The organism is Dactylosporangium sp. NPDC000521, assembly GCF_042898305.1.
In the GTDB taxonomy this organism is placed as follows: domain Bacteria; phylum Actinomycetota; class Actinomycetes; order Mycobacteriales; family Micromonosporaceae; genus Dactylosporangium.
Window position 1 is genome coordinate 26970 of the sequence record NZ_JBIAYW010000009.1, and the last position, 25742, is coordinate 52711.

The following is a 25742-nucleotide window of genomic DNA, read 5'->3' on the forward strand; positions in this document are numbered from 1 at the left end:
ACATGCCCGGCGTCGCTGTCCGTCAAGGCGGAATGCCGCGAAATCGAGGCCCTCGCGGTTTCGCCAGTGGCGTTCAGCGCCGGCGGCACGGGCCGCGTTCGTCGTCGCCCTCGTGGGCACCCGGTTCGATTTCGGTCCGGTGACGGGTGGTGTGCGATGCCGGCGTGCGCCCGCATCGTTGCTGCTCAGAGCCCGGACAGTGCCGATCGGTGGGGCAGTGATCGGGGCGAACACTCATGAGTGCGAAATCTTGACGACATCGTGCCGAAACCTAATACTGCTGAGCGAGCGATATTCCATTCGATAGTGAATAGATATTCACTAGGAAGGAGCTGCTATGGAGACGTCCGAACCCCAGGACGGCTCGGCTCCTGGTTCTCGACGCCGCTTGCGTGCGCTGGCGGCGGCGGTGGCCACCGCCGGCCTCGCGGTCGCGGCGACCGTGACCGCACAACCGGTTGCCGCATCGAGCCCGGGCGTGGAGCAGGCTCAGAAGCCACGCACGGTCGTCACCACCGACATGGAGCAGGACGACCTCGCGTCGCTGATCCGGTACATGTTCTACACCAACGATGTCGACACCCAGGGCATCGTCTATGCCAGCGGCCGGTACCACTGGGCCGGCGACGGGAAGGGCACACTCTTCTTCCTGCCGGGCCGCGAGTACAAGACCCCGCAGACGTCGTGGCGCTGGACCGGCACGGACACCATCCAGAAGGACGTCATCGCCGGGTACGCCAAGGTCTACCCCAACCTGAAGAAGCACGACCCGGACTACCCCACGCCGGGCGAGCTGCTGTCGAGGGTCAAGGTCGGCAACATCGACTTCGAGAACGAGATGGACCGCGACACCGACGGATCGAACCTGATCCGTGACCTCCTGTTCGACCACGACCCGCGGCCGCTGTACCTGCAGGCGTGGGGCGGCACGAGCACGATCGCGCGGGCGCTGAAGTCCATCGAGGAGCAGTACGCCGGCACCCCGCAGTGGAGCCAGGTCAAGGACGCCGTCTCGAAGAAGGCGGTGATCCTGGCCAGCGGCTTCCAGGACGACACCTACGCGCAGTACATCGCGCCGGTGTGGCCGGGCATCCGGGTCGAGAACCTGCAGGCGGGCTACTCCACCTGGGGTTACAACTGCAGCCGCGGCGCGGGCAACACCCGTGGGCTGCCGCAGGACCGGGTGTACTTCAGCGGCGCCTGGATCAAGCAGAACATCCAGGTCGGCCCGCTGGGGTCGCTCTACCGCTCCTGGCTGGACGGGCAGGCGATGCCGGGCGACCAGCTCGACATCTTCGGTGACCCGAAGCTCGCCCCCACCGGCTGGTGCAAGCCGCTGTCGCCGTACGACTTCCTCTCCGAGGGGGACAACGTCGCGTTCAACCCGCTGCTGAACACCGGCATCGAGGACCCGGCGAACCCGGGCCTGGGCGGCTGGGGCGGCCGGTCGGTGCAGACGACCACCTCGCCCAACCTGTGGACCATGGTCGGCACCGAGAAGGACGGGGCTGGCGCGCCGGTCCCGGCCTACACGACGCTGCGGTGGGCCGCTGCCGCGCAGAACGACTTCGCGGCCCGGGTCGCCTGGAGTCTGGACGGCGACTACCGCGCCGGCAACCACGCGCCCGTCCTGAAGATCGCCGGCAATGGCACCGTCAAGGCGGCGCCGGGCTCGGTCGTGAACCTCAACGGCGTGGCCAACGACCCCGATGGGGATCGGGTCGCGACCAGCTGGTGGCAGTACCAGGAGGAGGGCACCTACCCGGGCAAGGTCGCGATCGCCGACCGCGGCGGCCACGACCACGTGACGGTCACGATCCCGGCCGACGCGGTGCCGGGTCAGACGATCTCCGTCATCCTCCAGGGGACCGACTCCGGTCAGTTCCCGCTCACCCGCTACGACCGGGTGCTCATCCAGGTCATCTGAGCACCGGGTCACCACGGCCTGGCCGGTGCGGACGTTGGATGCGTCCGTGCCGGCCCGGCACCCATGTTCCTTTCCGAGGGTGACTCGCCCAGCTACTTCGGGCTGCTGGACAACGGCCTGCGCAGCTGGGAGGACCCGACCTTCGGCGGCTGGGCGGGCGCTTCGCCCAGGTCTCGGAGCACCGCTGGACGGACTTCCCGTCCTACCTGGCCAAGTTCAGTCGCGCAGGAGCTCGGCGGCCGTGGCCTGGTCCGTGATCAGCACGTTCAGCCAGCCGCCGAGCAGTGCCGCCCGGATGGCGCGCCACTTGCGCTCCCCGCCGGCCACCCCGATGCGGCGGGGCACCTTCTTCAGGGTCTCGGCGCTGATACCCAGCACCCGGTCGTCCAGATCCGAGTCGATGTGCTGACCGCTCTCATCGAAGAACCGCATGCACACGTCGCCGATCGCGCCGAGCTCGCGCAGCCGCTGCTCCTCCTGCGCCGCGATCGCGTTGCCGCTCTGCCGCAGCAGGGTGGAGGGTTCGAGGCTGCCCACGCCCACGAGTGCGACGGTCAGGTCCTGCCAGGCGTCCAGCACGTCCGCGATGCTCGGCTCGCGCACCAGGGCCTGGCGCATCTCGGACGTCGCCACGAGCCCGGGAGCGACCAGATAGACCGCCTCGGCGCGGGTGTGGCGGGCGAGTCCTCCGGTGAGCCGCGTCGCCTGGCTCTGCGCGGCGCTCATGCCCACGCCGCCGAGAATCTGCACCACCCGCTCGGTCGCGAGACCCGGTGCCGAGTGCATGGCGTCGACGGTGGCCAGCAGTGTCGCGCTCCACGAGGAGATTCCGACCCGGTCGTTGCGGCTGAGGGTGGTCTCCAGGTAGACGGCGGCCGCGGCGGCGATCGCCCGGGTCACCGCGATCTCGTCGGTCTGCCCGGCGCTGTCGGCGACCACGACCTCGCTCAGCCCGTACCGCTGCTCGACGGCGTCCTCCAGGTCCGCGTGCACGCCGCGCGGAGTGATCACCACGGTGCGCACGATGCCGGCGGCCACCGCCTGCTTGAGCAGCCGCGACACGCGAGGCTGGGAGATGTGCAGGAGCTCCGCGATCTGCGGCTGCCGCACGCCGCGCTCGTGGTACATCCGCGCCACCTTGGTCAGCAGCCGGATGTGCTCGGCGGCGACTGCGTAGGGCTCCGCGCCGTCGTTCGCATCGAGCCTCGGACTCACTGGTGCCTCCTCAACGTCCTCAGCGAGAGCGTAACCAGACCGACCGGGCCGGGGTAGCGGGAGTTCAAGGCCGCCTCCCGCCAGGGCGAAATCAACCCGTTGACAAACCCGACATGGGAAGTTCACAGTACATGCATGTCCAATCACAACTGAATGGATATTCACAATGAAGGTGACTCTTCTGCTGCGGTGCGCGATCGTGGGACTGCTCGCACTGCCGGTGCTTTCGGCGTGCGGCCGCGTGCCGGGCGTGTACGTCTACGAAGCTCAGCAAGCCGGCGGGCGGCCGGGTGGTGCGGCGGCGTTCGATGCCAGGACCTATGTCGACGGCATCTGGGCGTCGAAGATCGTGCCGGCCGTGCACGACCACGCCGTCGACGTCACCACCGTCGCGGCGGCTGTCGCCAAGGACGTCAACGCCGCCGGTAAGCAGTACGGTCACCAGGCCGGCACCGGCAGCCCGTACGCGTTCCTGGTCAAGGGCGCCGGCAAGGTGGTCAAGGTCGACACGTCCGCGCCGACCGGGCCGGTGACCGTCGAGATCGCCCAGGAGGGCGGTCAGCCGCTCACGCTGTACGTGGCCACGGGGCCCGTCATCGCGGGCACGGCGATCCGCGACGGCGTCGGCTTCATCTCCTTCGGCGACTTCACCAACCAGATCGACTACGCCAACGTCGCCAACGAGATCAACAGCCGGGTCAAGAGCGACGTGGTGGCCAAGGTCGACCGCGCCGGCCTCACCGACAAGACGATCACGTTCTACGGGGCGTTCTCGGCCCTGAGCCCGACCCAGATCATGGTGGTCCCGACCGAACTGCAGGTCACGTCGTGACGGCCGCCGACAAGGTGCTCGTCGCCCGCGGGGTGAGCAAGGAATACGGCGGCGTTCGGGCGCTCAAGGACGTGACCTTCACGGCGTACCGCGGCACGGTCAACGTGCTGGTCGGCGAGAACGGTGCCGGCAAGTCGACGCTGATGAAGATCCTGTCCGGCACGGAGCAGCCCACGCGCGGCGAGATCCTGCTGGACGGCGAGCCCGTGCAGCTCGGCAACCCGCGAGAGGCGATGGCGCGCGGCATCGAGATCATCCACCAGGAGCTCAGTCTCTTCCCGAACATGTCCATCGCCCAGAACATGTTCGCCGGTCGCGAGCTGCGGCGGGGAGGCCGCTTCGTCGACGACGGCGCGCAGCGGCGCCGGACGGCGGAGGTCCTGCGCCGTCTGGGCCAGGACCTGGACCCCGACACGCTCGTGGGTGACCTGCCCATCGGTCAGCAGCAGCTGATCGAGATCGGCCGTTGCCTGCTCTCCGACGTCCGGGTCCTGATCATGGACGAGCCGACCTCGGCCCTGTCCAACCACGAGGTCGACGTCCTGTTCGACGTGATGGCGGACCTGCGCGAACGCGATGTGACGATCATCTACATCTCCCACAAGCTGGACGAGTTCCGCCGCATCGGCGACTGGGTGACGGTCCTGCGCGACGGCAGCCTCGTCGCGCACGAATCCATGAGCAACACCGACACCGGGTGGATCGTGCGGCAGATGGTCGGGCGGGACCCCGACTCGCTGTACGAGCACAACGACGCGCAGGCCGGTGACGTGCTGCTCGACGTCCGCCACCTCACCGTGCCCGGGACGGTGCGCCCGCTCGTCGACGACGTGTCCTTCACGCTGCGCGCCGGTGAGGTCGTCGGCATCTACGGGCTGATGGGGGCCGGCCGCACCGAGCTCGTCGAGGCGCTGATGGGCGCCCGCCGCGCCAGCGGCGGCGAGGTGCGCGTGCGCGGCGAGCTCGTGCCCGAGGCGACCGTGCAGGCGCGCCTGGCCGCCGGGCTGGCGCTGGTGCCGGAGGACCGGCAGCGCGACGGCCTGGTGCAGACCATGTCCGTGCGCGACAACATCCTGCTCGCCACGGTCGACCGGGTCAGCCGCGCCGGACTGCTTTCCACGTCGGCCGAGCAGCGCATCGCGGCGGGCCAGGTCGGCGACCTGCGCATCAAGATCCCGGGGCTGTCCGCCGCGGTCACCGCGCTCAGCGGCGGCAACCAGCAGAAGGTCGTGCTCGCCCGGGCCCTGCTCACCGAGCCGGTCGTGCTGCTGCTCGACGAGCCGACCCGGGGCATCGACGTGGGCGCGAAGGCACAGATCGCCGCCCTGATGTCCCGGCTGGCCGCCGAGGGCATGGGCGTGCTGTTCATCTCATCGGAACTCGCCGAGGTGGTCGCCATGGCGAACCGGGTGCTGGTGATGGCCCGGGGCCGGATCACGGCCGAGTTCACCGCCGCGAACGTCACCGAGGAGGCCCTGGTCGGCGCCTCCGCATCCGACAGTGTCCTGGAGGGACAACCATGATCGACACTGACGTCGCCAAGTCCGATCCCGTCCCGGCCAGGCGCCGGGAGCCCGCCTCGAACTCGCGGTTCGCCTCGGCGGCGCTGCTCCTGCTGCGCGGCCGGACGCTGATCGTGCTGGTGGCGCTGGTGATCGTCTTCAGCGCCATCTCGTCGGAGTACCTGACCCAGAGCAACCTGATCCTGATGACCAAGCACGTGGCGATCAACGCCATCCTGGCCATCGGCGTCACCTTCGTGATCCTGACCGGCGGCATCGACCTGTCCGTCGGCTCGATCGCCGGACTCGCGAGCATGATCGCGGGCGGGCTGCTGTTCAAGGGACTGCACGTGCCGGGCGGCACGCTGTTCTTCTCCGTCGCGGTGGTCATCGTCATCGGCATCGCCGTCGGCGCGCTGGTCGGCGGCCTCAACGCGGTGCTGGTCACCAGGTTCAAGGTGGCACCGTTCATCGCCACGCTCGGCATGCTCTACGTCGCCCGGGGCGCCGCGCAGCTGCTGAGCAACGGCGGCACCTATCCGGACCTGGCCGGCACGCCCGATCGCGGCAACGAGGGCTTCCACTTCATCGGCGTGGACAGCCTGCTCGGCATCCCGGTCGCGGTGTGGATCATGGTGGCCGTCGCGGTGGCGGCGATCATCGTGACCACCCGCACCCCGTTCGGCCGCCGGGTCTTCGCCGTCGGCGGCAACGAGCGCGCCGCGGTGCTGTCCGGCATCCGGGTCAAGCGCATCAAGATCGCCGTGTACGTGATCTCCGGTGCCTGTGCCGCGCTGGCCGGTCTGCTGCTCACCTCCGAGCTCGGGGCCGCATACCCCGACACCGCCACCACCTACGAGCTCAACGCGATCGCCGCGGCCGTCCTGGGCGGCACCGCCCTCAGCGGCGGGCGCGGCACGATCGTCGGCACCGTCATGGGGGCCTTCGTCATCGGCTTCCTCAGCGACGGCCTGGTCCTGGTCGGCGTCTCCACCTTCTGGCAGTCGGTGGTCAAGGGCGCCGTGATCATCCTCGCGATCGTCGCCGAGCAGGCGCAGCAGGGGCTGCAAACCCGGCTGGCCAAACGCACCGCCTGATCGACACCCGTCACACCAACGCATCAGCCACGTCAACCCGCCTCCACCCGAAAGGTTCCCGTCCGATGAAGACACCCTCGGCCCTGCGCCGCTTCGCGCTGCCCGTCGGCGTTGCCGCCCTGCTCACCCTCGCCGCGTGCGGCGGCGGGTCGTCCGACACCTCGTCGTCGGCGAGCGGCACCCCCGCCGGCGGCGGTAGCAAGTTGATCGTCATCATCACGCCCTCGCCGGACAACGTCTTCTTCAAGGCCGAGCAGGACGCCGCGGCCGCCCAGGCGAAGAAGCTCGGCTACGACACGCTCGTGCTCAGCCACGACGACGACCCGACCAAGCAGAGCCAGGAGATCGACACCGCGATCTCGCGCAAGGCCGCCGCGATCATCCTCGACAACGCCGGCGCCGACTCGTCGGTGACCGCCATCCAGCGGGCCAAGGACGCGAAGATCCCGACCTTCCTCATCGACCGCGAGATCAACAAGACCGGTGTGGCGGTCGCGCAGATCGTCGCCAACAACGCCCAGGGTGCCGGGCTCGGCGGCCAGGAGTTCGCCAAGGTGATGGGCAACAAGGGCAACTACGCGGAGCTGACCGGCAAGGCCACGGACACCAACGCCGGCGTCCGCTCGCAGGGCTTCCACGGTGTGCTGGACCAGTACCCGGACATGAAGATGGTCGCGCAGCAGAGCGCGAACTGGGACCAGGCCGAGGCGCTGAGCAAGACTCAGACGATCCTGCAGGCCCACCCGGACATCAAGGGCATCATCGCCGGCAACGACACGATGGCGCTCGGCGCGTACGCCGCCATTCAGGCCGCGAACCGCAAGGACATCGTCGTCGTCGGCTTCGACGGCAGCCCCGACGTCGTCGCCTCGATCCTCAAGGACGGCATCAAGGCCACCGTGCTCCAGCCGGCCAGCAAGATCTCCCAGATGGCCGTCGACCAGGCCGACTACTACATCAAGAACGGCAAGGCCAGCCAGCCCGAGAAGCAGTCGGTGGACTGCGTGCTGGTCAACGCCGACAACGCCAAGCAGGTCAACGCCTTCGCCGTCGCAGGCTCCTGACGTGCTGCACCGGGCGGGCTCGAGGACTTGAGCCCGCCCGGCTCGAACGGTCACCACAGCAGAAACGAGAGGACTCCCATGCTGGTCGCCGACTCTTCGGCCGCCGCCGCCTGGCGCCAATTCCGGAAGGAACTCGCCGATGCCGAGCCCGAGCATCGCCGTGAGATGCTGCGGCGCCGGGCCAACCAGTCCCGCACCACCGACCTGGTGATGATCAGCCGTGCCGGGCTGGGCCACGTGGGCGGCGACATGTCCGTCCTCGACATTCTCACCACGCTGTTCTTCGCCGTCCTGCGCGTCGACCCGGAGCGACCGGACTGGGCCGACCGCGACCGGCTCGTGCTCAGCAAGGGCCACACCGCGGGTGCGCTCTACGCCACCCTCGCCGCGGCAGGGTTCTTCGGCGCCCACGAGCTCGAGACCTTCGCCGCCCCCCACTCGGCGCTCAACGGTCACCCGAACCGGGTGAAGGTTCCGGGCGTGGAGACCAACACCGGCCCGCTCGGGCACGGCCTTCCGGTGGCGGTCGGGATGGCGGTGGCGGCGCGGCTCGACAACTCGGCGCGGCAGGTGTTCGTCGTGCTCGGCGACGGGGAGCTGCAGGAAGGCAGCAACTGGGAGGCCGCGATGACGGCCGGGCACCGGCGGCTGACGAACCTCACCGCCGTGGTCGACCGCAACCGCCTGCAGCAGGGCGCGCGCACCGAGGACACCAGCGCGCTCGACCCGCTGGACGACAAGTGGCGCAGCTTCGGCTGGGACGTCGTGACGGTCGACGGCCACGACCACCTGGCGCTCCTGGAGGCGTTCACCGCCGCCCGCGGGGAGCGGCCGACCTGTGTCATCGCCAACACGATCAAGGGAAGAGGCGTCTCGTTCATGGAAGACCGCGTCGAATGGCACCACAAGGTGCCCACGGCGGAGCAGATCAGCGCGGCCGTGGCGGAGCTGGCCCGATGAGCGCGGTCGTCGAGACGGACGCGCAGACCTACGACTGCCGCGTCGCCTTCGCCGAGGAGCTGCTGGAGCTGGCCCGCGCCGACGAGCGCGTCGTGGCCGTCTGCAACGACTCGGTCGGCTCCAGCAACCTCGGCGGCTTCGCCAAGGAGTTCCCTGACCGGCTCATCAACGTCGGCATCGCCGAGCAGGACATGGTCGGCGTCGGCGCCGGGCTCGCGCTCAGCGGCTACATCCCGTTCGTATGCGCGGCCGCACCGTTCCTGACCGGCCGCGCGCTGGAGCAGATCAAGGCCGACGTCGCGTACAGCGAGTCGCCGGTCGTGCTGTGCGGCATGAGCCCCGGCATGGCGTACGGCGAGCTCGGCCCCACCCACCACTCGATCGAGGACCTGGCGTGGCTGCGGGCCATCGCCGGTCTGGGGATCGTGGTCCCCGCGGACCCGGCCGAGACCCGGGCCGCCGTGCGGTGGGCCGCCGGCGCCCGCACCCCGGTCTTCCTGCGGATCGGCCGGTTCAAGGTGCCGGCCGTGACCGGCGACCGGCCGTTCACCTTCGGACAGTCGAGCTGCCTGCGCGACGGTGACGACGTCACGGTGGTGGCGACCGGCACGATGGTCTCCCGGGCGCTGCAGGCGGCGGAGCAGGCCGCGGCGGATGGCGTTTCCGTGCGCGTGCTCAACATGTCCACCATCGCTCCGCTGGACGAGGAGGCCATCCGTCGCGCCGCCCGCGAGACGCGCGCGATCGTGACCGCCGAGGAGGCCACCGTCACCGGCGGGCTCGGCGCGGCGGTGGCCGCGATCGTCGTGTCGGACCGCCGGCCCGTGCCGATGCGGATGCTCGGCGTTCCCCGCCAGTTCGCACCGACCGGCGACACGGCCATGCTGCTCGAGCACTTCGGCCTCACCGCCGCGGAGATCCGGGCCGCCGCCGTCACCCTCGCCCGCTCCGATGCCTGAGGAACTGATCCTCGCGATCGACCAGGGCACCAGCTCGACCAAGTGCCTGCTGGTCGACCGGAGCGGGGCGGTCGTCCGCACCGGCTCCGCTCCGGTCGGCATCAGCTATCCCCGGCCCGGGTGGGTGGAGCAGGACGCCGACGACATCCTCGACAGCGTGCTGCGGGCCGCCGCCGAGTGTCTCGACGGCGTCGCCCTCGAAACGGTCGTCGCGGTCGGGCTGAGCACGCAGCGCGAGTCGGCCGTCGTCTGGGACCGGCGCACCGGGCGGCCGGCCGGCCCGGTCCTCGGCTGGCAGGACCAGCGCGCCCAGGCGTTCTGCGACGACCTGCGGGCCGGCGGGCACGGCGGGCCGGTCCGGGCGGTCAGCGGGCTGCCGCTGGACCCCATGTTCAGCGCGGCCAAGCTGCGGTGGCTGCTCGAGCGGGCGCCGGACGCCGCCGTCGGCACGATCGACGCCTGGCTGCTGTACGCCCTGACAGGCGAGCACCGCATCGAGGTCGGCAACGCGTCGCGCACCCAGCTGCTCGACGTGCACTCGGCGGACTGGAGCGGCGACCTCCTGGGCCTGTTCGGCATACCCGCGAGCGCCCTGCCCGACATCGTGGCATCGGCCGGCGATCTCGGCACGATCGGCAAGCGCGGGGGCGTCCTCGCCGGTCTGCCGATCACCGCAGTGCTCGGCGACTCCCACGCCGCCCTCTACGCCCACGGCACCCAGATCGCGGACGGCGTCAAGGTCACCTACGGCACCGGATCGTCGGTCATGCGGCTGCTGCCCGACGCGGCACCGGACCCCGGCGAGGACGTCTGCGTGACCGTCGCCTGGGGCGACCCCGGCACCCGGCTCGCCGCCGAGGGGAACATCCGCTCCAGCGGCGCGACGGTCACGTGGCTGGCCGACCTGCTCGGGACCACGCCCGAGCGGATCGCCGGGCTGGCCGCGACCGCCTCCAGCGACGGCGTCCAGCTGGTGCCGGCGTTCGGCGGCCTCGCCGCGCCGTGGTGGGACGACACCGCCACCGGCACGATCACGGGCCTCACCTTCGGGGCCGGGGCGGCCCAGCTGGCCCGGGCCGCGATCGAGTCGATCGCGCACCAGGTGACCGACGTCGTCGATGCCATCGGCAGCGCCGGATGCCTGCTCGCCGACGGCGGCGCCAGCGGCAACGACCAGCTCATGCAGATCCAGGCCGACCTCGCCGGCATGCCGGTGCGCAGGGCCCGGACCGCGAACCTCTCCGCCCTCGGCGCTGCCCACCTCGCGGGCCGCGCCGCCGGACTCTGGCCGGCCGGCGCCCCGTCGACCGGTGTCGCCTACGACGAATTCGTCCCGCGCGACGGCACCGCCGCCGCCGAACTCCGCTCCGGATGGCGCCAAGCCGTCCAGCGAGCATCCACCCCGTCCGCACACCATCTCGGGAGCTGATCCGCATGACCGAGTACCCGCGTTTCGGCGCCGGCCTCTGGCACTTCGCCACCTACGTCGACCGGTACGCCACCGACGGCTACGGCCCGGCCCGGACCACGCTGGAAGCCATCGAGCTGGCCGGGCAGGTCGGCGACCTGTCCGTCGTCGACCTGAACTACCCGTTCACCCCCGGTGTCGGTATCGGCGAGGTGAAGGACGCCCTCGCCGCGCAGGGGCTCGGCGCCATCGGGATCACCCCCGAGATCTACCTGCGCAAGTTCAGCCGCGGCTCGTTCACCAACCCCGACCCGGCCACCCGCGCCGCGGCGCTGGACCTCATGCACGAGGCCGCCGGCGTGGTCCGGGAGCTCGGCGCCGACTACGTCAAGATCTGGCCCGGTCAGGACGGCTGGGACTACCCGTTCCAGGTCGACCACCGCACCCTGTGGAAGCTCGCCGTCGACGGCATGCGCGAGCTGGCCGGCGCCCACCCCGACCTCAAGTTCGCCATCGAATACAAGCCGCGTGAGCCGCGCGTCAAGATGACGTGGGACTCCGCCGCGCGGACCCTGCTCGGCATCGAGCAGATCGGCCTGGACAACGTCGGCGTCCTGCTGGACTTCGGCCACAGCCTCTACGGCGGCGAGTCGCCGGCCGACGCCGCCCAGCTCATCATCGACCACGGCCGTCTCTTCGGCATGGACGTCAACGACAACCTGCGCGGCTGGGACGACGACCTGGTCGTCGGCACCGTCCACCTCACCGAGATCTTCGAGTTCTTCCACACGCTGCGCAAGAACAACTGGGACGGCGTCTGGCAGCTCGACCAGTTCCCCTTCCGCGAGGACAGCGTCGACGCGGCCAAGACCGCCATCGGCACCCTCAAGCGCATCCACCGGGCGCTCGACCGGCTCGACGTCGCCGCGCTCGCCGAGGCCCAGGAGCGCCAGGACGCCATGGCTGCCCAGCGCATCGTCCAGGACGCCCTCTTCGGCGCCGTCGACTGAGGTCGTTGCGCTTCTACGAGACAGCCGGAAGGGGGCGGTCCCGCCGCGGCGGGACCGCCCCCTTGGCTTCAGCTCAGCTTGCCGCGGACCGTGGCCGCGTCGGGGTGGTCGAGGTCCTCAAAGATCTCCAGGGACCGGCGCCAGGTTGCGCAAGCGACGACATCCATATTCGCAGCTGGTCAATGCCGACCCGATCGGGGACGTACGGCGGCCGGCGCTCACCCGCCGGTCACCGTACGCGGTCGGCGTCAACGCACCGTGGTGAGCAGCCGCTCCCGGACGAGCACGTCCGGCTCGTCGAACCATTCGTCGAAGTGGCTGGCCGGCCCGAGGGTGTCGATGACGTCGACATAGGCGGCGCCGTCGACGGCACGGCCGGTGAGCAGGCCCGTCATGGCGCGCAGGTAGTGGAAATCGCTGTGTCCCTGGACCCCTCGCACAGCGGCTTCCACGACCGCCGCCGCCTGCTCGTCGCGGCCCAGCTCGAGCAGCGTGAGCACGATCCAGCGGCACACCGTGGTGCGCAGCTCGCCGCCGCGCTCGTACAGCTCCAGGAACCCGTCCAGCGCCGCCTCGAAGCGCCCGGCGGTGAAGTCGCCCAGCGCCGCCGCGTAGGGCAGGTCCGCCGGCGGGGCGTCCGCGTGGCCCAGCAGGTAGGCCTGGGCGACACCGGCGGTGCCGCCGCCACCCTGCCGCCGACCGACCACCCGCCATCGCACGCCGCGGTGCCCGTCGAACGCGGGGAACGTCACCGGCACGGCGACCGCGTCGGCGGCCGTCGCGGCGGCCCGCCGCCGGAGCCGCATCTCGACCTCGGTGTGGGTCTGGTCGAAGCGCAGGCCGCGCAGGTCGAAGCGCCACTCGTCGCGGGCCGACGGCGGCGACCAGGCGGCCTGAGCGGCGCGGTAGGCGCTCTCGACCCGGGTGATGATCGTGTCCCACGAGTAGCCGGCCGCGGTCAGCAGCCCGCCCTCCCGCAGCCGCGCCGCGAGTTCCGGCTCGTCCAGGACCCGCCGCACCCGCGCGAGCAGCCCGTCGGCGTCGCGGACGTCGGCGAGCAGCGCGTTCACGCCGTCGCGGGCGTATTCGAGGACACCGGTGTTCCTGGTCGCGACGACCGGCGTGCCGGACGCCATCGCCTCCAGGCACGGCAGGGAGAACGACTCGTAGTGCGAGCAGCAGACGTACGCGGCGGCCCCGCGGAACAGCGTGCCGAGCGTCGCCTGGTCCGGGGCGACGACGACCCGCCCCAGCGGTTCGCGCGCCGGTTTCGGCGTGACCCACACGAGGTCCAGCGACGGGCGCTCGGCGCTGAGCGCCCGCCACACCTGCCGCATCTGCGCCATGCCCTTGAACTCGTTGCCGTCCCACCCGACGAACAGCACGTACGGCCGCGCCGCAGGATCGCCGCCGCCCGGGTGGAACACGGCCGGGTCGACCGCGTTGCCGACGGCCGTCGCGGTGACGCCGAAGCGGTCGCGCAGCACGCCGGCGACCGTGCCGCTCACGGTCAGCGTCGCGTCGGCGGCCTCGAGGTGCCGGGCCACGAGCTCGTGCACCGCCGGCTGCAGGTCCTCGAACAGGTGCGAGTCGCCCTGCTCGAAGTGGACCACGGGCGCGAGGCCCAGCGAGCGGGCGGCGAGGACCTGGTCCCAGTATCCGGCGACGATCACGTCGCACTCCGGGACCGCCTCGGCGAGCTCCACGCCGAACGGCACCGTCCAGAACTCCGGCCGCACGTCGCACCACTGCGGCGGCGGGAAGTGGCTGAGCACCTTCACCTCGTGTCCGCGCGCGTGCATGCGGTTGGCGTGCTCGAACAGCACGCGCGCCCCGCCGCCGACGTCCGTGCGCGGCACGAGGAAGCACAGCCGCAACGGGCCGGTTCCGGCGTTCTTGACCTTGTTCCGGCGGTCGCGACGGGCGGGCCGCGGCGCGGCGGCGGGCAGGTCCCGCCTGCTCACGAACTCGGCCTGGCGGGCAGCGGCGATGACGGCGGCGAAGTCCGGCCGCAGCGGTGGGTGCTCCTCGAAGGTCGGCACACCCTGACATCGACCGCCCCGCGACCCGCTTGAGAACAATCGGCCTCTGCGCCCGCTTGAAAACATTCGGACTCTGCGGCCGCTTGAGAACATCCGGTCCTTGGGGCCGCCTGAGAACATTCGCCGCCGCGGTCGTGCAGCAGATCGGCGGCGGGGCGTCTCTACACGGGTGGAGGCGATGCGATGAGCGAGACGGCCGACGAGGCGTTCGCGCAGTTCGTGCGGGCGCGCGGGGCGAGTTTGATGCGGTACGGGTTCCTGCTGAGCGGCAACGAGGCCGATGCGGCGGACCTGTTGCAGGACGCGCTCATCGGGCTGCGCGGCAAGTGGTCCCGGATCCGCCGGCAGGAGGCCGTCGAGGCCTACGTGCGGCGGTCGATGGCACGGCAGTACATCAGGATCTGGCGCCGGCGGCGGCGCGAACACCTCGTCGGCACGCCACCGGACAGGGCCGCGCCGCAGGACGCGTTCGCGCACGTGGAGGCCGACGACACCGTGCCGGCCCCGTTCGGGACGGGCACCAACGAGCCGGTCACCATGCTCGACGAGCACAGGATGCTCCTCGCCGTCCGCGTCAGTGACGCCAAGGTGGTGTCGCTCGCCGTGTACGACACCCGCACCGGCACCGAGAAGCTCCTCACCGACCTGCCGGACCCGCCGGGGCCCGCGGCTACTGGCCGGGCGCGTTCACGGCCGCCGACGGGATGGTGGTCTGGACCGCGTACGCCTTCGGCAAGGACGGCTCGCAGACGGCGGAGTACTGGACGATGCGCGACGACGGCACGGACAAGCGGCGGTTCACGACCGAGGATGTCGGGGAGCGGCGGGTCGCGGCCGGCGGGACGCTGTACGGGTCGTCGATGGACCGCAAGGGCATCATGCGGATGCCGCTCGCCGGCGGTACACCCTCCAAGATCGCCGATTCGGAGGGCTTCGAGATCTCGAGGTGGCCGTGGGCCGTCACCGCCGCCCCGACGGGCACCGACCGGCCGGTGGCGTGGAACCTGCTCACCGGCGAGCGGCGGACGCCGAAGCCGCGTCCGCAGCCCACGCGGTGGTGGACCGCCGCGGACCAGGACGTGTGGCTCGGCCTCGACGCGAACGGGCTCACGTTCGCCCAGGCCACGGACGGCTCGTGGGAGCTGACGACCAGCGGGTTCGACGCCCGGTCGATCACGGGCGGCCGGTTCGTCCGGGGCACCGTGAAGAACTGGCTGCACCCGAACGACCCGCGCCCGCCGGCGATCTGGGACCTGCGCACCGGGTTGGTCGGCACCTACACCGCCGACTCGTTCCGGCAGCAGGTCTCGCGCCCGCTGCTGTGGTCCGCGGCCGGTGACTCGTTGAAGGTCGTCGACCTGGCTTCGCTGTGACGGCTTCGCTGTGACGATCGACTTGGCTTCGCCGTGACGGCCGATCCGGCCCTGCTCAGCGGCGGAAGCGCTCGACCAGGCCGGCGAGGGTCGAGGCGTTGGTGTTGAGGCGGTCGGCGGCGTGCCGGGAGGTCTCCACCGCCCGCCGGGCGGAGGCGACGCTCTCGGTCACGCCGTCGATGCTGCTGGCGCCCCGGTCGTGCCCGGCAGCGTGTAGGTCGTGTGCCACATGGCGTCGGCAGCGAGCTTCGGCGCCTCGGTGGTGATCTGGTCGACGTACGCGCCGCCGCCGGCGGGCATGGTGAAGAAACGGCCCGGGTTGAGAAAACCCTGTAGTCACGCACCGGAGTCGTACGGGTATCGTCGCCGAAGGCCTGTTTGAGAAGTAAGGCGGATGCCCGATGGTGCTGAAGATGTCCACGCTGTTCGTGCGGACGTTGCGCGAAGACCCCGCGGATGCCGAGGTGACGAGCCACCGGCTGCTCGTGCGCGCCGGCTATGTCCGACGGGTCGCGCCGGGCATCTTCACGATGCTGCCGATGGGCCTGCGCCTGATGCGCAACGTCGAGCGGATCATCCGCGAGGAGATGGACGCCATCGGCGGCCAGGAGCTGAGCTTCCCCGCGCTGCTGCCCCGCGAGCCCTACGAGTCGACCGGCCGCTGGACCGAGTACGGCGCCAACCTCTTCCGGCTCAAGGACCGCCGCGGCGGCGACTACCTGCTCGGGCCCACGCACGAGGAGATGTTCACGCTCGCCGTGAAGGACTTCTACTCCTCCTACAAGGACCTGCCGCTCACCCTGTACCAGATCCAGACGAAGTACCGCGACGAGGCGCGGCCCCGCGCCGGCATCCTCCGCGGCCGCGAGTTCCTGATGAAGGACTCCTACTCGTTCGACGTCGACGACGACGGGCTGCGGGCCGCTTATGAACGGCACCGGATCGCCTACGGCAGGATCTTCGACCGGTTCGGTCTGGACTACGTCATCTGCTCCGCGACGAGCGGCGCGATGGGCGGCAGCGCGTCGGAGGAGTTCCTCGCCGTCTGCGACATCGGCGAGGACACGTTCGTGCGCTGCACCAACGGCGACTACGCGGCGAACGTCGAGGCGGTCACCACGCCCGCCCCCGACGCGCTGGCGATCGAGGGGCTGCCCGCCGCGCAGGTCGTCGACACGCCCGACACGCCGACGATCGAGACGCTCGTCGACCTGTTCAACGCCCGTGAGGACCTGCGCCGCGAGGACCGGGCCTGGGCGGCCGGCGACACGCTGAAGAACGTCATGCTCATGCTGACGCTGCCCGACGGCAAGCGCGAGCCCCTCGCCGTCGGCGTCCCCGGCGACCGCGAGGTCGACCTGCGCCGCCTCGAGGCCCAGGTGGCGCCCGCCGAGGTCGCGCCCATGTCGGAGGCGGAGTTCCAGCAGCACCCCGCGCTGGTCAAGGGCTACATCGGCCCCGGCGTCCTCGGCGAGAAGGGCTCCTCCGGGATCCGGTACCTGGTGGACCCCCGCGTCGTGGACGGCACCAGCTGGATCACCGGCGCCGACCAGCCCGGCAAGCACGTCGTGCACCTCGTCGCCGGGCGTGACTTCACCCCGGACGGCACCGTCGAGGCGGTCCGCATCCAGGACGGCGACGTGTGCCCCGTCGACGGCGGCGCGCTCGAGCTGGCCCGCGGCATCGAGATCGGCCACATCTTCCAGCTCGGCCGCAAGTACGCCTCGGCGCTCGGCCTCACCGTGCTCGACCAGAACGGCAAGGCCGTCACGGTCACCATGGGCTCCTACGGCATCGGCGTGACCAGGGCGGTCGCCGTGATCGCCGAGCAGACCGCCGACGAGCGCGGGCTGTGCTGGCCCCGCGAGCTCGCCCCCGCCGACGTGCACGTGGTGGCCGCGGGCAAGACCGAGGAGATCAAGGCCGGCGCGGCGCAGCTCGCCGACGCGCTCGCCGCCACCGGGCTCGAGGTGCTGCTCGACGACCGCAAGGACGTCTCGCCGGGCGTGAAGTTCAACGACTCCGAGCTGCTGGGCGTGCCCACGATCGTCGTGGTCGGCAAGCGGCTCGCCGACGGCATGGTCGAGATCCGCGACCGCAAGACCGGCGAGAAAGAGGAGATCCCGGTCGAGGGCGCGGCGGAGCGTATCGCCGCGATCGTCCGGGCGGGGTGACAACGCGGGAAGGGTCGGCCGTTCGGCTCCTTGTCGGATCAGCCGTTCGGCCGGACCTATCCCGCCAAATCCCCGCACGTGCGGCACTTCGGTTTGACTGGCGCCAGGGAGAGGCCGATACGTTCGGTCACGGCCTTGCTGTCGACGAAGGGTGCTGACGTTGTCCGGCCGACATATCGCAATCCGCCGACGTCACCTCATTCCATTGATTGCCGGCACTGTCGCGGCGATCGCGCTCATCGGCGGTGCAGTTGCGACCGTCAATATGGGTTCGGATGATGCGAAGCCGGCCTCGGCGAGCGACCTGATCGACGGCAGCCGCAGCGCCGACACCCGCGCCGACCGCGGCGACCGGCCCTCCCCGTCCTCCTCGCCCTCCGTGTCGCCGTCCGCCTCCGCCTCGCCGTCCGCGTCCGCGCAGGTCAGCAAGTCGCCCGAGGCGACCAAGACGCCTTCGAAGACGCCGACGAAGAAGCCCTCGACCAACCCCACGGGCGGCGTCGTCACGAACACCGGCACCTGCAAGGCGTCGTACTATGCCAGTGGGTCGCGCACCGCGAACGGCGAGAGCTTCGACCCCAACGGGATGACGGCCGCGCACAAGGAGTTGCCGTTCAACACCCGGGTCCGGGTGACCAACATGGCCAACGGGAAATCGGTCGTCGTCAGGATCAATGACCGCGGACCCTTCGTCGCGGGCCGCTGTCTCGACCTTGCCCGCGGGGCATTCGTGTCGATCGCTTCGGTGAGTGCCGGCGTGATCAACGCAAAGTACGAGGTACTGAAGTAAGCCGCATCCCGGCCGTTTGTTTGAGCGGTCCGGGGGCAGGTTGGTGGCATGCTGTCGATCGGACTATGAAACGACCGTTGCTTCCCGAAGCCCGCGCCGGAGTCGGCGCGGCCTTCGTGCTGCTCTGCCTGGTCCTCGTCGCTGAGCTCGCCGACGGCACCGACGCCAACTACGTCGGGCTGCTCGCCGCCGCGCCGTTCCTCGCGGCGGCGTTCGCCTCCTGGCCGGAGGTCCTCGCGGTCGGCAGCGCCTCGACGCTGCTCGCGATCGTCTTCTGCAGCGTCGAGCTCATGCACACCCGCGAGCGCACGCTGGTGATGATGCTCAACCTGGGCGCGGTCATCCTCGCCGCGGGCATCGCCTCCGCCGTCGGCGCCATCAGGCAGCGGCAGATCGCGCGGTACGCGGAGCTGTCGAAGCTCGCCTCCGTCGCGCAGCAGGCCGTCCTGCGGCCGCTGGGACCACAGCTCGGCCCGCTGACGATCGCGGCCCGCTACATCTCCGCCAGCGCCGCCGCCGACATCGGTGGCGACCTGTACGAGGCGGTGGACACCCCGTACGGCGTCCGCATGATCATCGGTGACGTGCGGGGCAAGGGCCTGGACGCGGTCCGACTCGCCAGCATCGTCCTCGGCTCCTACCGGCACGTGGCGTTCGAGCGGGCCGACCTGCGCGCGATCGTGGCCGACCTGGACCGGGCCGTGGCCAGGTCGGTCGGCGACGAGGACTTCGTGACGGCGGCGCTGATCGAGGAGCGCGGCGGCACGCTGACGATCGTCAACTGCGGCCACCCGGCGCCGCTGCTGCTGCGCCGCGGTCAGGTGATTCCGCTCGACCCGCCGTCCAACGCGCCGCCGCTGGGCTTCATGCCGGTGGTGAAGCCGCGCGTCGAGCGGCTGGAGCCGGGCGACCGGCTGCTGTTCTTCACCGACGGGCTGGCGGAGGCGCGCCGCGACGGGCAGTTCTTCCCGACGGCGGAGCGGGCGCAGCGGCTGCTGGGGCACGGCACGGTCGGCGACGGGCTGGCGTCGCTGGAGAGCGCGCTGCTGGAGTGGGTGCGCGGCCGGCTCGACGACGACATCGCGCTGGTGCTGGTGGAGTACCAGGGGGTCAAGGCTCCGGCGACGGTCCCCAGCTGGGAGATCGGCGGCGCCGGAGCGGCAGCCGTCGGCTGATGCCCTGCGGGTGCTACTCCGTCACCACGCGGGGGCGTGGGACGAAGCGGCGCATCGGGGCGCGGTGCCGGCCCGTGTAGAAGCGCGGGTATTTGGGAGCGAACAGCGAGCCCATCATCCGGACGATCATCGCGGGGCCCTCCTCTTGACTGCGAGTAACCGCTCAACGATCTCGTCACCCGCAGGTGACGGCGTGTCGTGCACATCTCCTCCCCTTGTGCTACTCATCTGCCACCGTCCGCTACTCACGGGTCACCCTGGCCTGCCGAATTAGGTGGCACATGTTGTGACAGTCGTCACCCGCCCGGGTGGGTTGCCCGAGGTTACTGGCAAGTAATAAGATTCCTGTTACCGACTGGTAACCTCGGTCGTCCATGCTCGATCTACCAAAGCGACCCAGAGACGGGGGCCACTCCGCGATGAGCCATTACAAGAGCAACCTGCGGGACCTCGAGTTCAACCTCTTCGAGGTCTTCGGCGTCGACAAGGTCCTTGGCCAGGGTCCCTACGGAGACATCGACGTCGACACCGCCCGCAGCATCCTCGCCGAGGTCGACCGCCTCGCCCGCGAGGACCTCGCCGCGAGCTACGCCGACGCCGACCGCAACCCGCCCGTCTACGACCCGGCGACCTACTCGGTGAAGATGCCCGAGTCGTTCCGCAAGTCGTACGAGGCCTTCATGGCCGCCGAGTTCTGGCGCCTCGACCTCCCCGCCGAGCTCGACGGCACCTCCGCGCCGCGGGCCCTGTGGTGGTCCCTCGCCGAGATGGTGCTCGGCTCCAACGCGCCCATCTGGATGTACGCGTCCGGCCCCTCCTTCGCCAACACACTGCGGATCGAGGGCACCGAGGAGCAGAAGAAGTGGGCGAAGCTCTTCGTCGACCGCCAGTGGGGCTCCACCATGGTGCTGACCGAGCCCGACGCCGGCTCGGACGTGGGCGCGGGTCGCACCAAGGCGATCCCGCAGGCGGACGGCTCGTGGCACATCGAGGGCGTCAAGCGCTTCATCACCAGCGGTGAGCACGACCTCGCCGAGAACATCGTCCACTACGTCCTGGCGCGCCCGGTCGACACGCCCGGCGCCGGCGGCCCCGGCACGAAGGGTCTCTCGCTCTTCGTCGTGCCGAAGTTCCACTTCGACGGCGACACCGGTGAGCTCAAGGACCGCAACGGCGTCTTCGTGACCAACGTCGAGCACAAGATGGGCCTCAAGGTCTCCACGACCTGCGAGGTCACCTTCGGCGGCCACGGCGTCCCGGCCAAGGGCTGGCTGCTCGGCGACGTGCACGAGGGCATCCGCCAGATGTTCCTCATCATCGAGTACGCGCGGATGATGGTCGGCACGAAGGCCATCGCCACCCTCTCGACCGGCTACCTCAACGCGCTCGACTACGCCAAGAGCCGCGTCCAGGGCGCCGACCTCGCCAGCGGCGACAAGAACGCGCCGCGCGTCACGATCATGCACCACCCCGACGTGCGCCGCTCCCTGCTGCTGCAGAAGTCCTACGCCGAAGGCCTCCGCGCCCTCGTCCTCTACACCGCCTCCTGGCAGGACAAGGTCGCGCTCGCCGAGGCCTCGGGCGACGAGGCCGCCGCGAAGATCGCCAAGCGGGTCAACGACCTGCTGCTGCCCCTGGTCAAGGGTGTCGGCTCCGAGCGGGCGTACGAGCTGCTCGGCCACGAGTCGCTGCAGACCTTCGGTGGCTCCGGCTTCCTGCAGGACTACCCGCTCGAGCAGTACATCCGCGACTCGAAGATCGACACCCTCTACGAGGGCACGACCGCGATCCAGAGCCTCGACCTCGTCTTCCGCAAGATCGTGAAGGACCAGGGCAAGGCGCTGCTGACCGTCGCCGCCGAGATCCAGCAGTTCCTGGAGGCCGAGGGCGGCAACGGCCAGCTGAAGGTCGAGCGGGTCGCGCTGGGCAAGGCGCTCGGCGAGGTCCAGAACATGCTCGGCATCTTCACCGGCTGGCTCGGCGAGGCCCAGGCCGGCGACCCCCGGGCGCTCTACAAGGTCGGCCTCAACAGCCGCCGCTTCCTGCTCGCCCTCGGCGACGTCATCGTCGGCTGGCTCCTGCAGCGGCAGGCGGACGTCGCGCTCAAGGCCCTGGCCGGTGAGACCACGGAGAAGGCCTTCTACGAAGGCAAGATCGCCGCGGCCAAGTTCTTCGCCCGCGAAGTGCTCCCGCGGACCGGGTCCGACCGCCGCGTCATCGAGGCCACCACGCTGGACGCGATGGACGTCTCCGAGGACGCGTTCTAGGGCTCTGTTCCACAGAAGCTGGCGGGAGGGCAATGGCGCCCTCCCGCTTTTCTGTTTCGCTCAGCCGCGGGCCGTGTGGTGCGCCGCAGCGTCGTTCTGTTCGCTCAGCCGCGGGCTGTGTGGTGCGCCCGCAGCGTCGCGGTCTCCAGGCCGCGCCACGGGCCCGTCACCGTGTGGACCGCGATCCCGCTGGTGGCCAGGCCCTCGTCGGGGAGCGCGTCCGGGTCGAGCAGGTCCGACAGCATCGACAGGGTCGGGTTGTGGCCGATCAGCAGCAGCGTCGCCACGTCCGGCGCGTTCTGCAGCAGGTCCAGCGTGTCGTGGGCCGGGCCGAGGTACACCCGGTGCTCGAACACCACGGGCGTCGTGTCGAGTCGCAGGCCGTCCAGCGTCTCGCGGGTCCGGACCGCGGTCGAGCACACCACCAGGTCGGGCAGCAGGCCCTGCGCGCGCAGCCAGTCGCCGGCCGCGGCGGCGTCCCGGCGGCCGCGGGGACTCAACGGGCGTTCGAGGTCGGTTGGGTACGGGTCCGGGTCGACGGACTTCGCGTGCCGGAGCAGGATCAGGGTGCGCCCAGTGATGCCGTCAGCCATGCCCTACAGCGTGCCCGATTGAGCGGCGACGTAGGTGGGTAACCCAGCGGTACAGATGGTTATCGACCAAACGTCCTGGAGGCCTCGATGGGTATCGGTGGCAGCATTCTTCTGATCGTTATCGGAGCGATCATGACGTTCGGCTTGGACGACACCGACCTCGGGCCGTTCAACCTCGACACGATCGGCTGGATCTTCCAGCTCGCAGGCCTGGTCGGTCTGCTCCTGACGCTGTACTTCTGGAACAGCCGCCGCCGCACGGTGGTGCGCCAGGTCCCGACGGCCGGTGGCACCGCGATCCCGCCGACCGCGGACGAGATCGTCGAGCGGCGCCGGCCGGCCGTGAACGAGGTCGTCGAGCGCCGCCGTACGTACGAGGACCGGACCTACTAAGAATCCGCGGAACGAACCGCACGCGTCGCCGTCTACCTCGCGTACAGCGCGAAGTAGATGGCGATGTGGTGCAGGATCGCGGCGACGAGCGTGCAGGCGTGGAAGAACTCGTGGTGCCCGAAGACGGTCGGCCACGGGTTGGGCCGGCGCAGGGCGTAGAAGACCGCGCCGACCGTGTAGAACGCGCCGCCGACGATCGTCAGCACGAGCGCGGTCACGCCGCCCGTGTGCAGGATGTCCGGCAGGACCACCACGGCGACCCAGCCGAGCGCGACGTACAGCGGCGCGCCCACCCAGCGGGGCGCGTTGGGCCAGATCAGCTTCATGCCGACGCCGAGCAGCGCACCGCCCCAGACCACGGTGAGGATGACGTCGCCGGTATGCCCCGACAGCAGCAGGACGCTGAACGGCGTGTACGTGCCGGCGATGAACACGAAGATCATGGAGTGGTCGAGGCGGCGCATCAGCTTGTACCTCGCGGGCGACCAGACCCGGCGGTGATAGAGCGCGCTGGTCCCGAACAGGGCACACACCGTCAGGCTGTACACGAGGCAGCTCACGAACGGTGACCAGCCCGGGCGGGCCGCGGCCAGTGAGCACAGCACGATGCCGCAGATGATCGCGGCGCCGAACGCGTAGGTGTGCAGCCAGCCGCGCATCCTGGGCTTGCCGAGGTCGACCGGGCGCAGGCGGGTCTCGGTCTTCACTGTCACGCCCTCCAGGTTACGGTACCGTAGGTTACTGGCAAGTATCGAGGCGGACACCAACTAGGGTGGCGGTCATGGAGATCCGCCTCGTCGGGAACTCTGCCCTGCTGATCGAGGTCGACGATCCGCTGGCATGGTTCACCGCGCTGGACGCCGAGCGGGCCGCCGGACGCCTCGCGGTCACCGATATCGTCCCCGGTGTGCGAACCGTCCTGCTCGACGGGGTCCCTGCGCCAGAGTCGCTGGCCGCTTCGCTGCGTTCACGGCCAGCGCCGCCATTTGTCCGCTTTTATCAGGACAATCTGGCGATTCCGGTCGTGTTCGACGGGCCCGACCTCGCGGCGGTCGCGGACATGACCGGTTCGTCCGTCGAGGCGCTCGTTCGCACGCTCACCGAAACCACCCTCACGGTCGCCTTCGGCGGCTTCGCGCCCGGGTTCGCGTACCTCAGCGGCCTGCCGTGGACCGTCCCCCGGCGGGAGAGCCCGCGCCCCCGCGTCCCGGCCGGGTCGGTCGCGCTCGCCGCGGAGTTCGCCGGCATCTACCCGACCGCGTCCCCGGGCGGCTGGCAGATCGTCGGCCACACCGGCACCGTTTTGTTCGACATCGACCGTGATCCGCCCGCCCTGCTGACCCCCGGCCGCACCGTCCAGCTGGTGCGGGCATGAGGACGCTCACCGTCGCGACGGCGGGCCCGCTGACCACCCTGCAGGACCGCGGGCGGCCCGGGTTCGCGCACCTCGGCGTTCCCCGCTCCGGCGCCCTCGACCAGCCGGCCCTGCGGCTCGCCAACCGCCTCGTCGGCAACGACGACTCGTGTGCCGCCCTGGAGATCACGCTCGGGCCGTTCGCCGCGACCCTGTCCTTCGCCGGCACCCTCGCCCTGACCGGGGCGGCGGCACCGCTGCGCGTCGGAGGGCGGCCCGCGCCGATCAACGCCCCCGTCCACTTCCGCGCCGGCGACCGCGTCGAGATCGGCCGCGCCGTGGCCGGGCTGCGCGGATACCTCGCCGTCGGCGGAGGCTTCGCCGCGCCGCCGGTGCTCGGCAGCCGCGCCACCGACACCCTCGCCGCGCTCGGCCCGCCGGTCGTCGGCGTCTCCACCGTCCTGGAGGTCGGCCCCCCGACCGGCGACCCGTCCACCGTGGACGTGGCGCCCCGCCCCGCTCTGAGCGGCCCCATCACGCTCGGCCTGACCTGGGGCCCTCGCCACGACTACTTCACCGCCGCCGCAGACCTGCTCGCCGGGTCGTACACCGTGAGCAACGACAGCAACAGGATCGGCGCGCGGCTCGACGGCCCCGCACTCACCCGCGCCCACCAGCACGAACTTCCCAGCGAAGGCATCGTCCTCGGCGCCGTGCAGGTCCCGGCGTCCGGCCGGCCGCTCGTCTTCCTCGCCGACCACCCCACCACCGGCGGCTACCCGGTCGTCGCCGTCGTCGACCCCGCGGATCTGCCGCTGCTCGCCCAGGCGCGCCCGGGCGATACCGTTCGGTTCCGTGGACCTCAACAGTGACCTCGGCGAAGGCTTCGGCATCTGGACCCTCGGCGACGACGACGCGCTCCTGGACATCGTCACCAGCGCCAACGTCGCCTGCGGCTTCCACGCCGGCGACCCCTCCACGATGCGCCGGGTCTGCGCCAGTGCCACTTCCCGCGGCGTCCGGATCGGCGCCCAGGTCAGCTACCGCGACCTGGCCGGCTTCGGCCGCCGCCGCATCGACGTCGACACCACCACGCTGACCGACGAGCTGCGCTACCAGATCGGCGCGCTGTCGGCGTTCGGCCCGGTCGCCTACGTCAAGCCGCACGGCGCCCTCTACAACACCGCCGCCGTCGACGCCGCCCACGCATCGGCCGTCGTCGTCGCCGCTTCCACCTTCGGCCTTCCCGTGCTGTGCCAGCCCGGCTCGGTCCTGGCCGGCCTCGCCGCCGAGGCAGGCCTGCGGGTGGTCGCCGAGGGTTTCGTGGACCGCGGGTACCTCCCGGACGGCCGCCTGGTGCCCCGCGGCGCCGATGGCGCGGTCCTGACCGACATCCCTGCCGTCACCGACCGCGCCGTCCGCATGGCCCGCACCGGCGAGGTCGTCGCCGTCGACGGCACCGTGCTCCACCTGCAGTTCGAGTCCCTGTGCGTGCACGGCGACACCCCGGGCGCCGTGACCATGGCGACCGCCGTCCGCGCCGCCCTCCTCGCCGCAGGCCTCCCGCTGACCCCCTTCGCCCTTCCCTGATCCGGAAGAGTTTTTGT

Annotated in this window: 24 protein-coding genes and 2 pseudogenes; 20 read left to right on the forward strand and 6 right to left on the reverse strand. The window is 71.0% G+C overall.

From position 1 onward, the window contains the following. Positions 1–337 precede the first annotated feature (337 nt). Together ACFY3L_RS28020 and ACFY3L_RS28025 are read left to right on the forward strand one after the other, a co-directional pair. On the forward strand, positions 338–1927 hold the full coding sequence (locus ACFY3L_RS28020) for a DUF1593 domain-containing protein (protein ID WP_389330185.1): 1590 nt from the start codon (positions 338–340) through the stop codon (positions 1925–1927). Positions 1928–1990: 63 nt separating this feature from the next. Further along, positions 1991–2074: pseudogene (locus tag ACFY3L_RS28025) on the forward strand (hypothetical protein); the annotation flags it as partial. Positions 2075–2143: 69 nt separating this feature from the next. Here ACFY3L_RS28025 and ACFY3L_RS28030 read toward each other — a convergent pair. After that, positions 2144–3142: a sugar-binding transcriptional regulator gene (locus ACFY3L_RS28030; RefSeq protein ID WP_389330188.1), complete on the reverse strand. Its 999-nt coding sequence runs from the start codon at positions 3140–3142 to the stop codon at positions 2144–2146. A 166-nt stretch (positions 3143–3308) separates the two neighbouring features. On the opposite strand from ACFY3L_RS28030, the gene ACFY3L_RS28035 reads away from it, so the two are divergent. The 8 genes from ACFY3L_RS28035 to ACFY3L_RS28070 all read left to right on the forward strand — a co-directional run bounded on the left by ACFY3L_RS28035 (position 3309) and on the right by ACFY3L_RS28070 (position 11974). Further along, entirely contained in the window at positions 3309–3974 is a 666-nt protein-coding gene (locus ACFY3L_RS28035) for a DUF2291 family protein (protein WP_389330191.1), read from the forward strand. After that, entirely contained in the window at positions 3971–5497 is a 1527-nt protein-coding gene (locus ACFY3L_RS28040) for a sugar ABC transporter ATP-binding protein (protein ID WP_389330194.1), read from the forward strand. Before ACFY3L_RS28035 ends, ACFY3L_RS28040 begins: the two co-directional genes overlap by 4 nt. Continuing rightward, positions 5494–6573 (forward strand): ABC transporter permease, encoded by a 1080-nt coding sequence (locus tag ACFY3L_RS28045; RefSeq protein WP_389330197.1) that lies wholly within the window; start codon positions 5494–5496, stop codon positions 6571–6573. Before ACFY3L_RS28040 ends, ACFY3L_RS28045 begins: the two co-directional genes overlap by 4 nt. A gap of 65 nt (positions 6574–6638) precedes the next feature. Further along, complete coding sequence (locus ACFY3L_RS28050) at positions 6639–7637, forward strand: D-ribose ABC transporter substrate-binding protein (protein ID WP_389330200.1); 999 nt, start codon at positions 6639–6641, stop codon at positions 7635–7637. 78 nt (positions 7638–7715) lie between these two features. After that, entirely contained in the window at positions 7716–8597 is an 882-nt protein-coding gene (locus tag ACFY3L_RS28055) for a transketolase (RefSeq protein WP_389330203.1), read from the forward strand. Next, the gene (locus ACFY3L_RS28060; RefSeq protein ID WP_389330206.1) at positions 8594–9556 is read left to right on the forward strand and encodes a transketolase family protein; all 963 of its coding nucleotides are present in this window, start codon (positions 8594–8596) and stop codon (positions 9554–9556) included. The genes ACFY3L_RS28055 and ACFY3L_RS28060 overlap by 4 nt, the downstream gene beginning before the upstream one ends. Continuing rightward, complete coding sequence (locus tag ACFY3L_RS28065) at positions 9549–10985, forward strand: FGGY family carbohydrate kinase (RefSeq protein ID WP_389330209.1); 1437 nt, start codon at positions 9549–9551, stop codon at positions 10983–10985. Before ACFY3L_RS28060 ends, ACFY3L_RS28065 begins: the two co-directional genes overlap by 8 nt. Before the next feature lie 5 nt (positions 10986–10990). Further along, on the forward strand, positions 10991–11974 hold the full coding sequence (locus tag ACFY3L_RS28070; RefSeq protein ID WP_389330212.1) for a sugar phosphate isomerase/epimerase family protein: 984 nt from the start codon (positions 10991–10993) through the stop codon (positions 11972–11974). 248 nt (positions 11975–12222) lie between these two features. On the opposite strand, the gene ACFY3L_RS28075 is transcribed toward ACFY3L_RS28070, so the two are convergent. Then, positions 12223–14016 carry a glycosyltransferase family 4 protein gene (locus tag ACFY3L_RS28075; protein WP_389330215.1) on the reverse strand — a complete coding sequence of 598 codons (1794 nt, stop codon included), beginning with the start codon at positions 14014–14016 and terminating at the stop codon, positions 12223–12225. A 243-nt stretch (positions 14017–14259) separates the two neighbouring features. On the opposite strand from ACFY3L_RS28075, the pseudogene ACFY3L_RS28080 reads away from it, so the two are divergent. Then, positions 14260–14376: pseudogene (locus ACFY3L_RS28080) on the forward strand (SigE family RNA polymerase sigma factor); the annotation flags it as partial. Between the two features lie 2 nt (positions 14377–14378). Here the strand turns inward: ACFY3L_RS28080 and ACFY3L_RS28085 are convergent. Continuing rightward, the gene (locus ACFY3L_RS28085) at positions 14379–14642 is read right to left on the reverse strand and encodes a hypothetical protein (RefSeq protein ID WP_389331405.1); all 264 of its coding nucleotides are present in this window, start codon (positions 14640–14642) and stop codon (positions 14379–14381) included. A gap of 78 nt (positions 14643–14720) precedes the next feature. Here ACFY3L_RS28085 and ACFY3L_RS28090 point away from each other — a divergent pair, with 78 nt between their 5' ends. Then, a complete protein-coding gene (locus ACFY3L_RS28090; protein WP_389331408.1) occupies positions 14721–15389 on the forward strand; it encodes a hypothetical protein in 669 nt (222 codons plus the stop codon). Between the two features lie 168 nt (positions 15390–15557). Here ACFY3L_RS28090 and ACFY3L_RS28095 read toward each other — a convergent pair whose 3' ends face one another. Beyond that, positions 15558–15689 carry a hypothetical protein gene (locus ACFY3L_RS28095; RefSeq protein WP_389330218.1) on the reverse strand — a complete coding sequence of 44 codons (132 nt, stop codon included), beginning with the start codon at positions 15687–15689 and terminating at the stop codon, positions 15558–15560. Between the two features lie 101 nt (positions 15690–15790). On the opposite strand from ACFY3L_RS28095, the gene ACFY3L_RS28100 reads away from it, so the two are divergent. The 4 genes from ACFY3L_RS28100 to ACFY3L_RS28115 all read left to right on the forward strand — a co-directional run bounded on the left by ACFY3L_RS28100 (position 15791) and on the right by ACFY3L_RS28115 (position 21795). After that, positions 15791–17563 (forward strand): proline--tRNA ligase, encoded by a 1773-nt coding sequence (locus tag ACFY3L_RS28100; protein ID WP_389330221.1) that lies wholly within the window; start codon positions 15791–15793, stop codon positions 17561–17563. Between the two features lie 151 nt (positions 17564–17714). Beyond that, entirely contained in the window at positions 17715–18353 is a 639-nt protein-coding gene (locus ACFY3L_RS28105; protein ID WP_389330224.1) for a septal ring lytic transglycosylase RlpA family protein, read from the forward strand. 65 nt (positions 18354–18418) lie between these two features. Continuing rightward, on the forward strand, positions 18419–19528 hold the full coding sequence (locus tag ACFY3L_RS28110) for a PP2C family protein-serine/threonine phosphatase (protein ID WP_389330227.1): 1110 nt from the start codon (positions 18419–18421) through the stop codon (positions 19526–19528). 419 nt (positions 19529–19947) lie between these two features. Beyond that, entirely contained in the window at positions 19948–21795 is a 1848-nt protein-coding gene (locus ACFY3L_RS28115; RefSeq protein ID WP_389330229.1) for an acyl-CoA dehydrogenase, read from the forward strand. Between the two features lie 104 nt (positions 21796–21899). Here the strand turns inward: ACFY3L_RS28115 and ACFY3L_RS28120 are convergent, their stop codons facing one another. Continuing rightward, a complete protein-coding gene (locus tag ACFY3L_RS28120; RefSeq protein WP_389330232.1) occupies positions 21900–22388 on the reverse strand; it encodes a SixA phosphatase family protein in 489 nt (162 codons plus the stop codon). 87 nt (positions 22389–22475) lie between these two features. Here ACFY3L_RS28120 and ACFY3L_RS28125 point away from each other — a divergent pair, with 87 nt between their 5' ends. After that, positions 22476–22781, forward strand: coding sequence for a DUF6458 family protein (locus tag ACFY3L_RS28125; RefSeq protein WP_389330235.1), 306 nt, complete (start codon positions 22476–22478; stop codon positions 22779–22781). A gap of 32 nt (positions 22782–22813) precedes the next feature. Here the strand turns inward: ACFY3L_RS28125 and ACFY3L_RS28130 are convergent, their stop codons facing one another. After that, positions 22814–23440, reverse strand: a complete 627-nt coding sequence (locus tag ACFY3L_RS28130) for a hemolysin III family protein (RefSeq protein ID WP_389331355.1) — start codon at positions 23438–23440, stop codon at positions 22814–22816. Positions 23441–23562: 122 nt separating this feature from the next. On the opposite strand from ACFY3L_RS28130, the gene ACFY3L_RS28135 reads away from it, so the two are divergent. From ACFY3L_RS28135 to ACFY3L_RS28145, 3 genes are read left to right on the forward strand one after another with little or no spacing between them, the layout of a single operon-like run. Continuing rightward, the gene (locus ACFY3L_RS28135; RefSeq protein WP_389330238.1) at positions 23563–24156 is read left to right on the forward strand and encodes an allophanate hydrolase subunit 1; all 594 of its coding nucleotides are present in this window, start codon (positions 23563–23565) and stop codon (positions 24154–24156) included. After that, on the forward strand, positions 24153–25007 hold the full coding sequence (locus ACFY3L_RS28140) for a biotin-dependent carboxyltransferase family protein (RefSeq protein ID WP_389330241.1): 855 nt from the start codon (positions 24153–24155) through the stop codon (positions 25005–25007). The genes ACFY3L_RS28135 and ACFY3L_RS28140 overlap by 4 nt, the downstream gene beginning before the upstream one ends. Then, the gene (locus ACFY3L_RS28145; protein WP_389330244.1) at positions 24991–25725 is read left to right on the forward strand and encodes a LamB/YcsF family protein; all 735 of its coding nucleotides are present in this window, start codon (positions 24991–24993) and stop codon (positions 25723–25725) included. Before ACFY3L_RS28140 ends, ACFY3L_RS28145 begins: the two co-directional genes overlap by 17 nt. Positions 25726–25742: the final 17 nt, after the last annotated feature.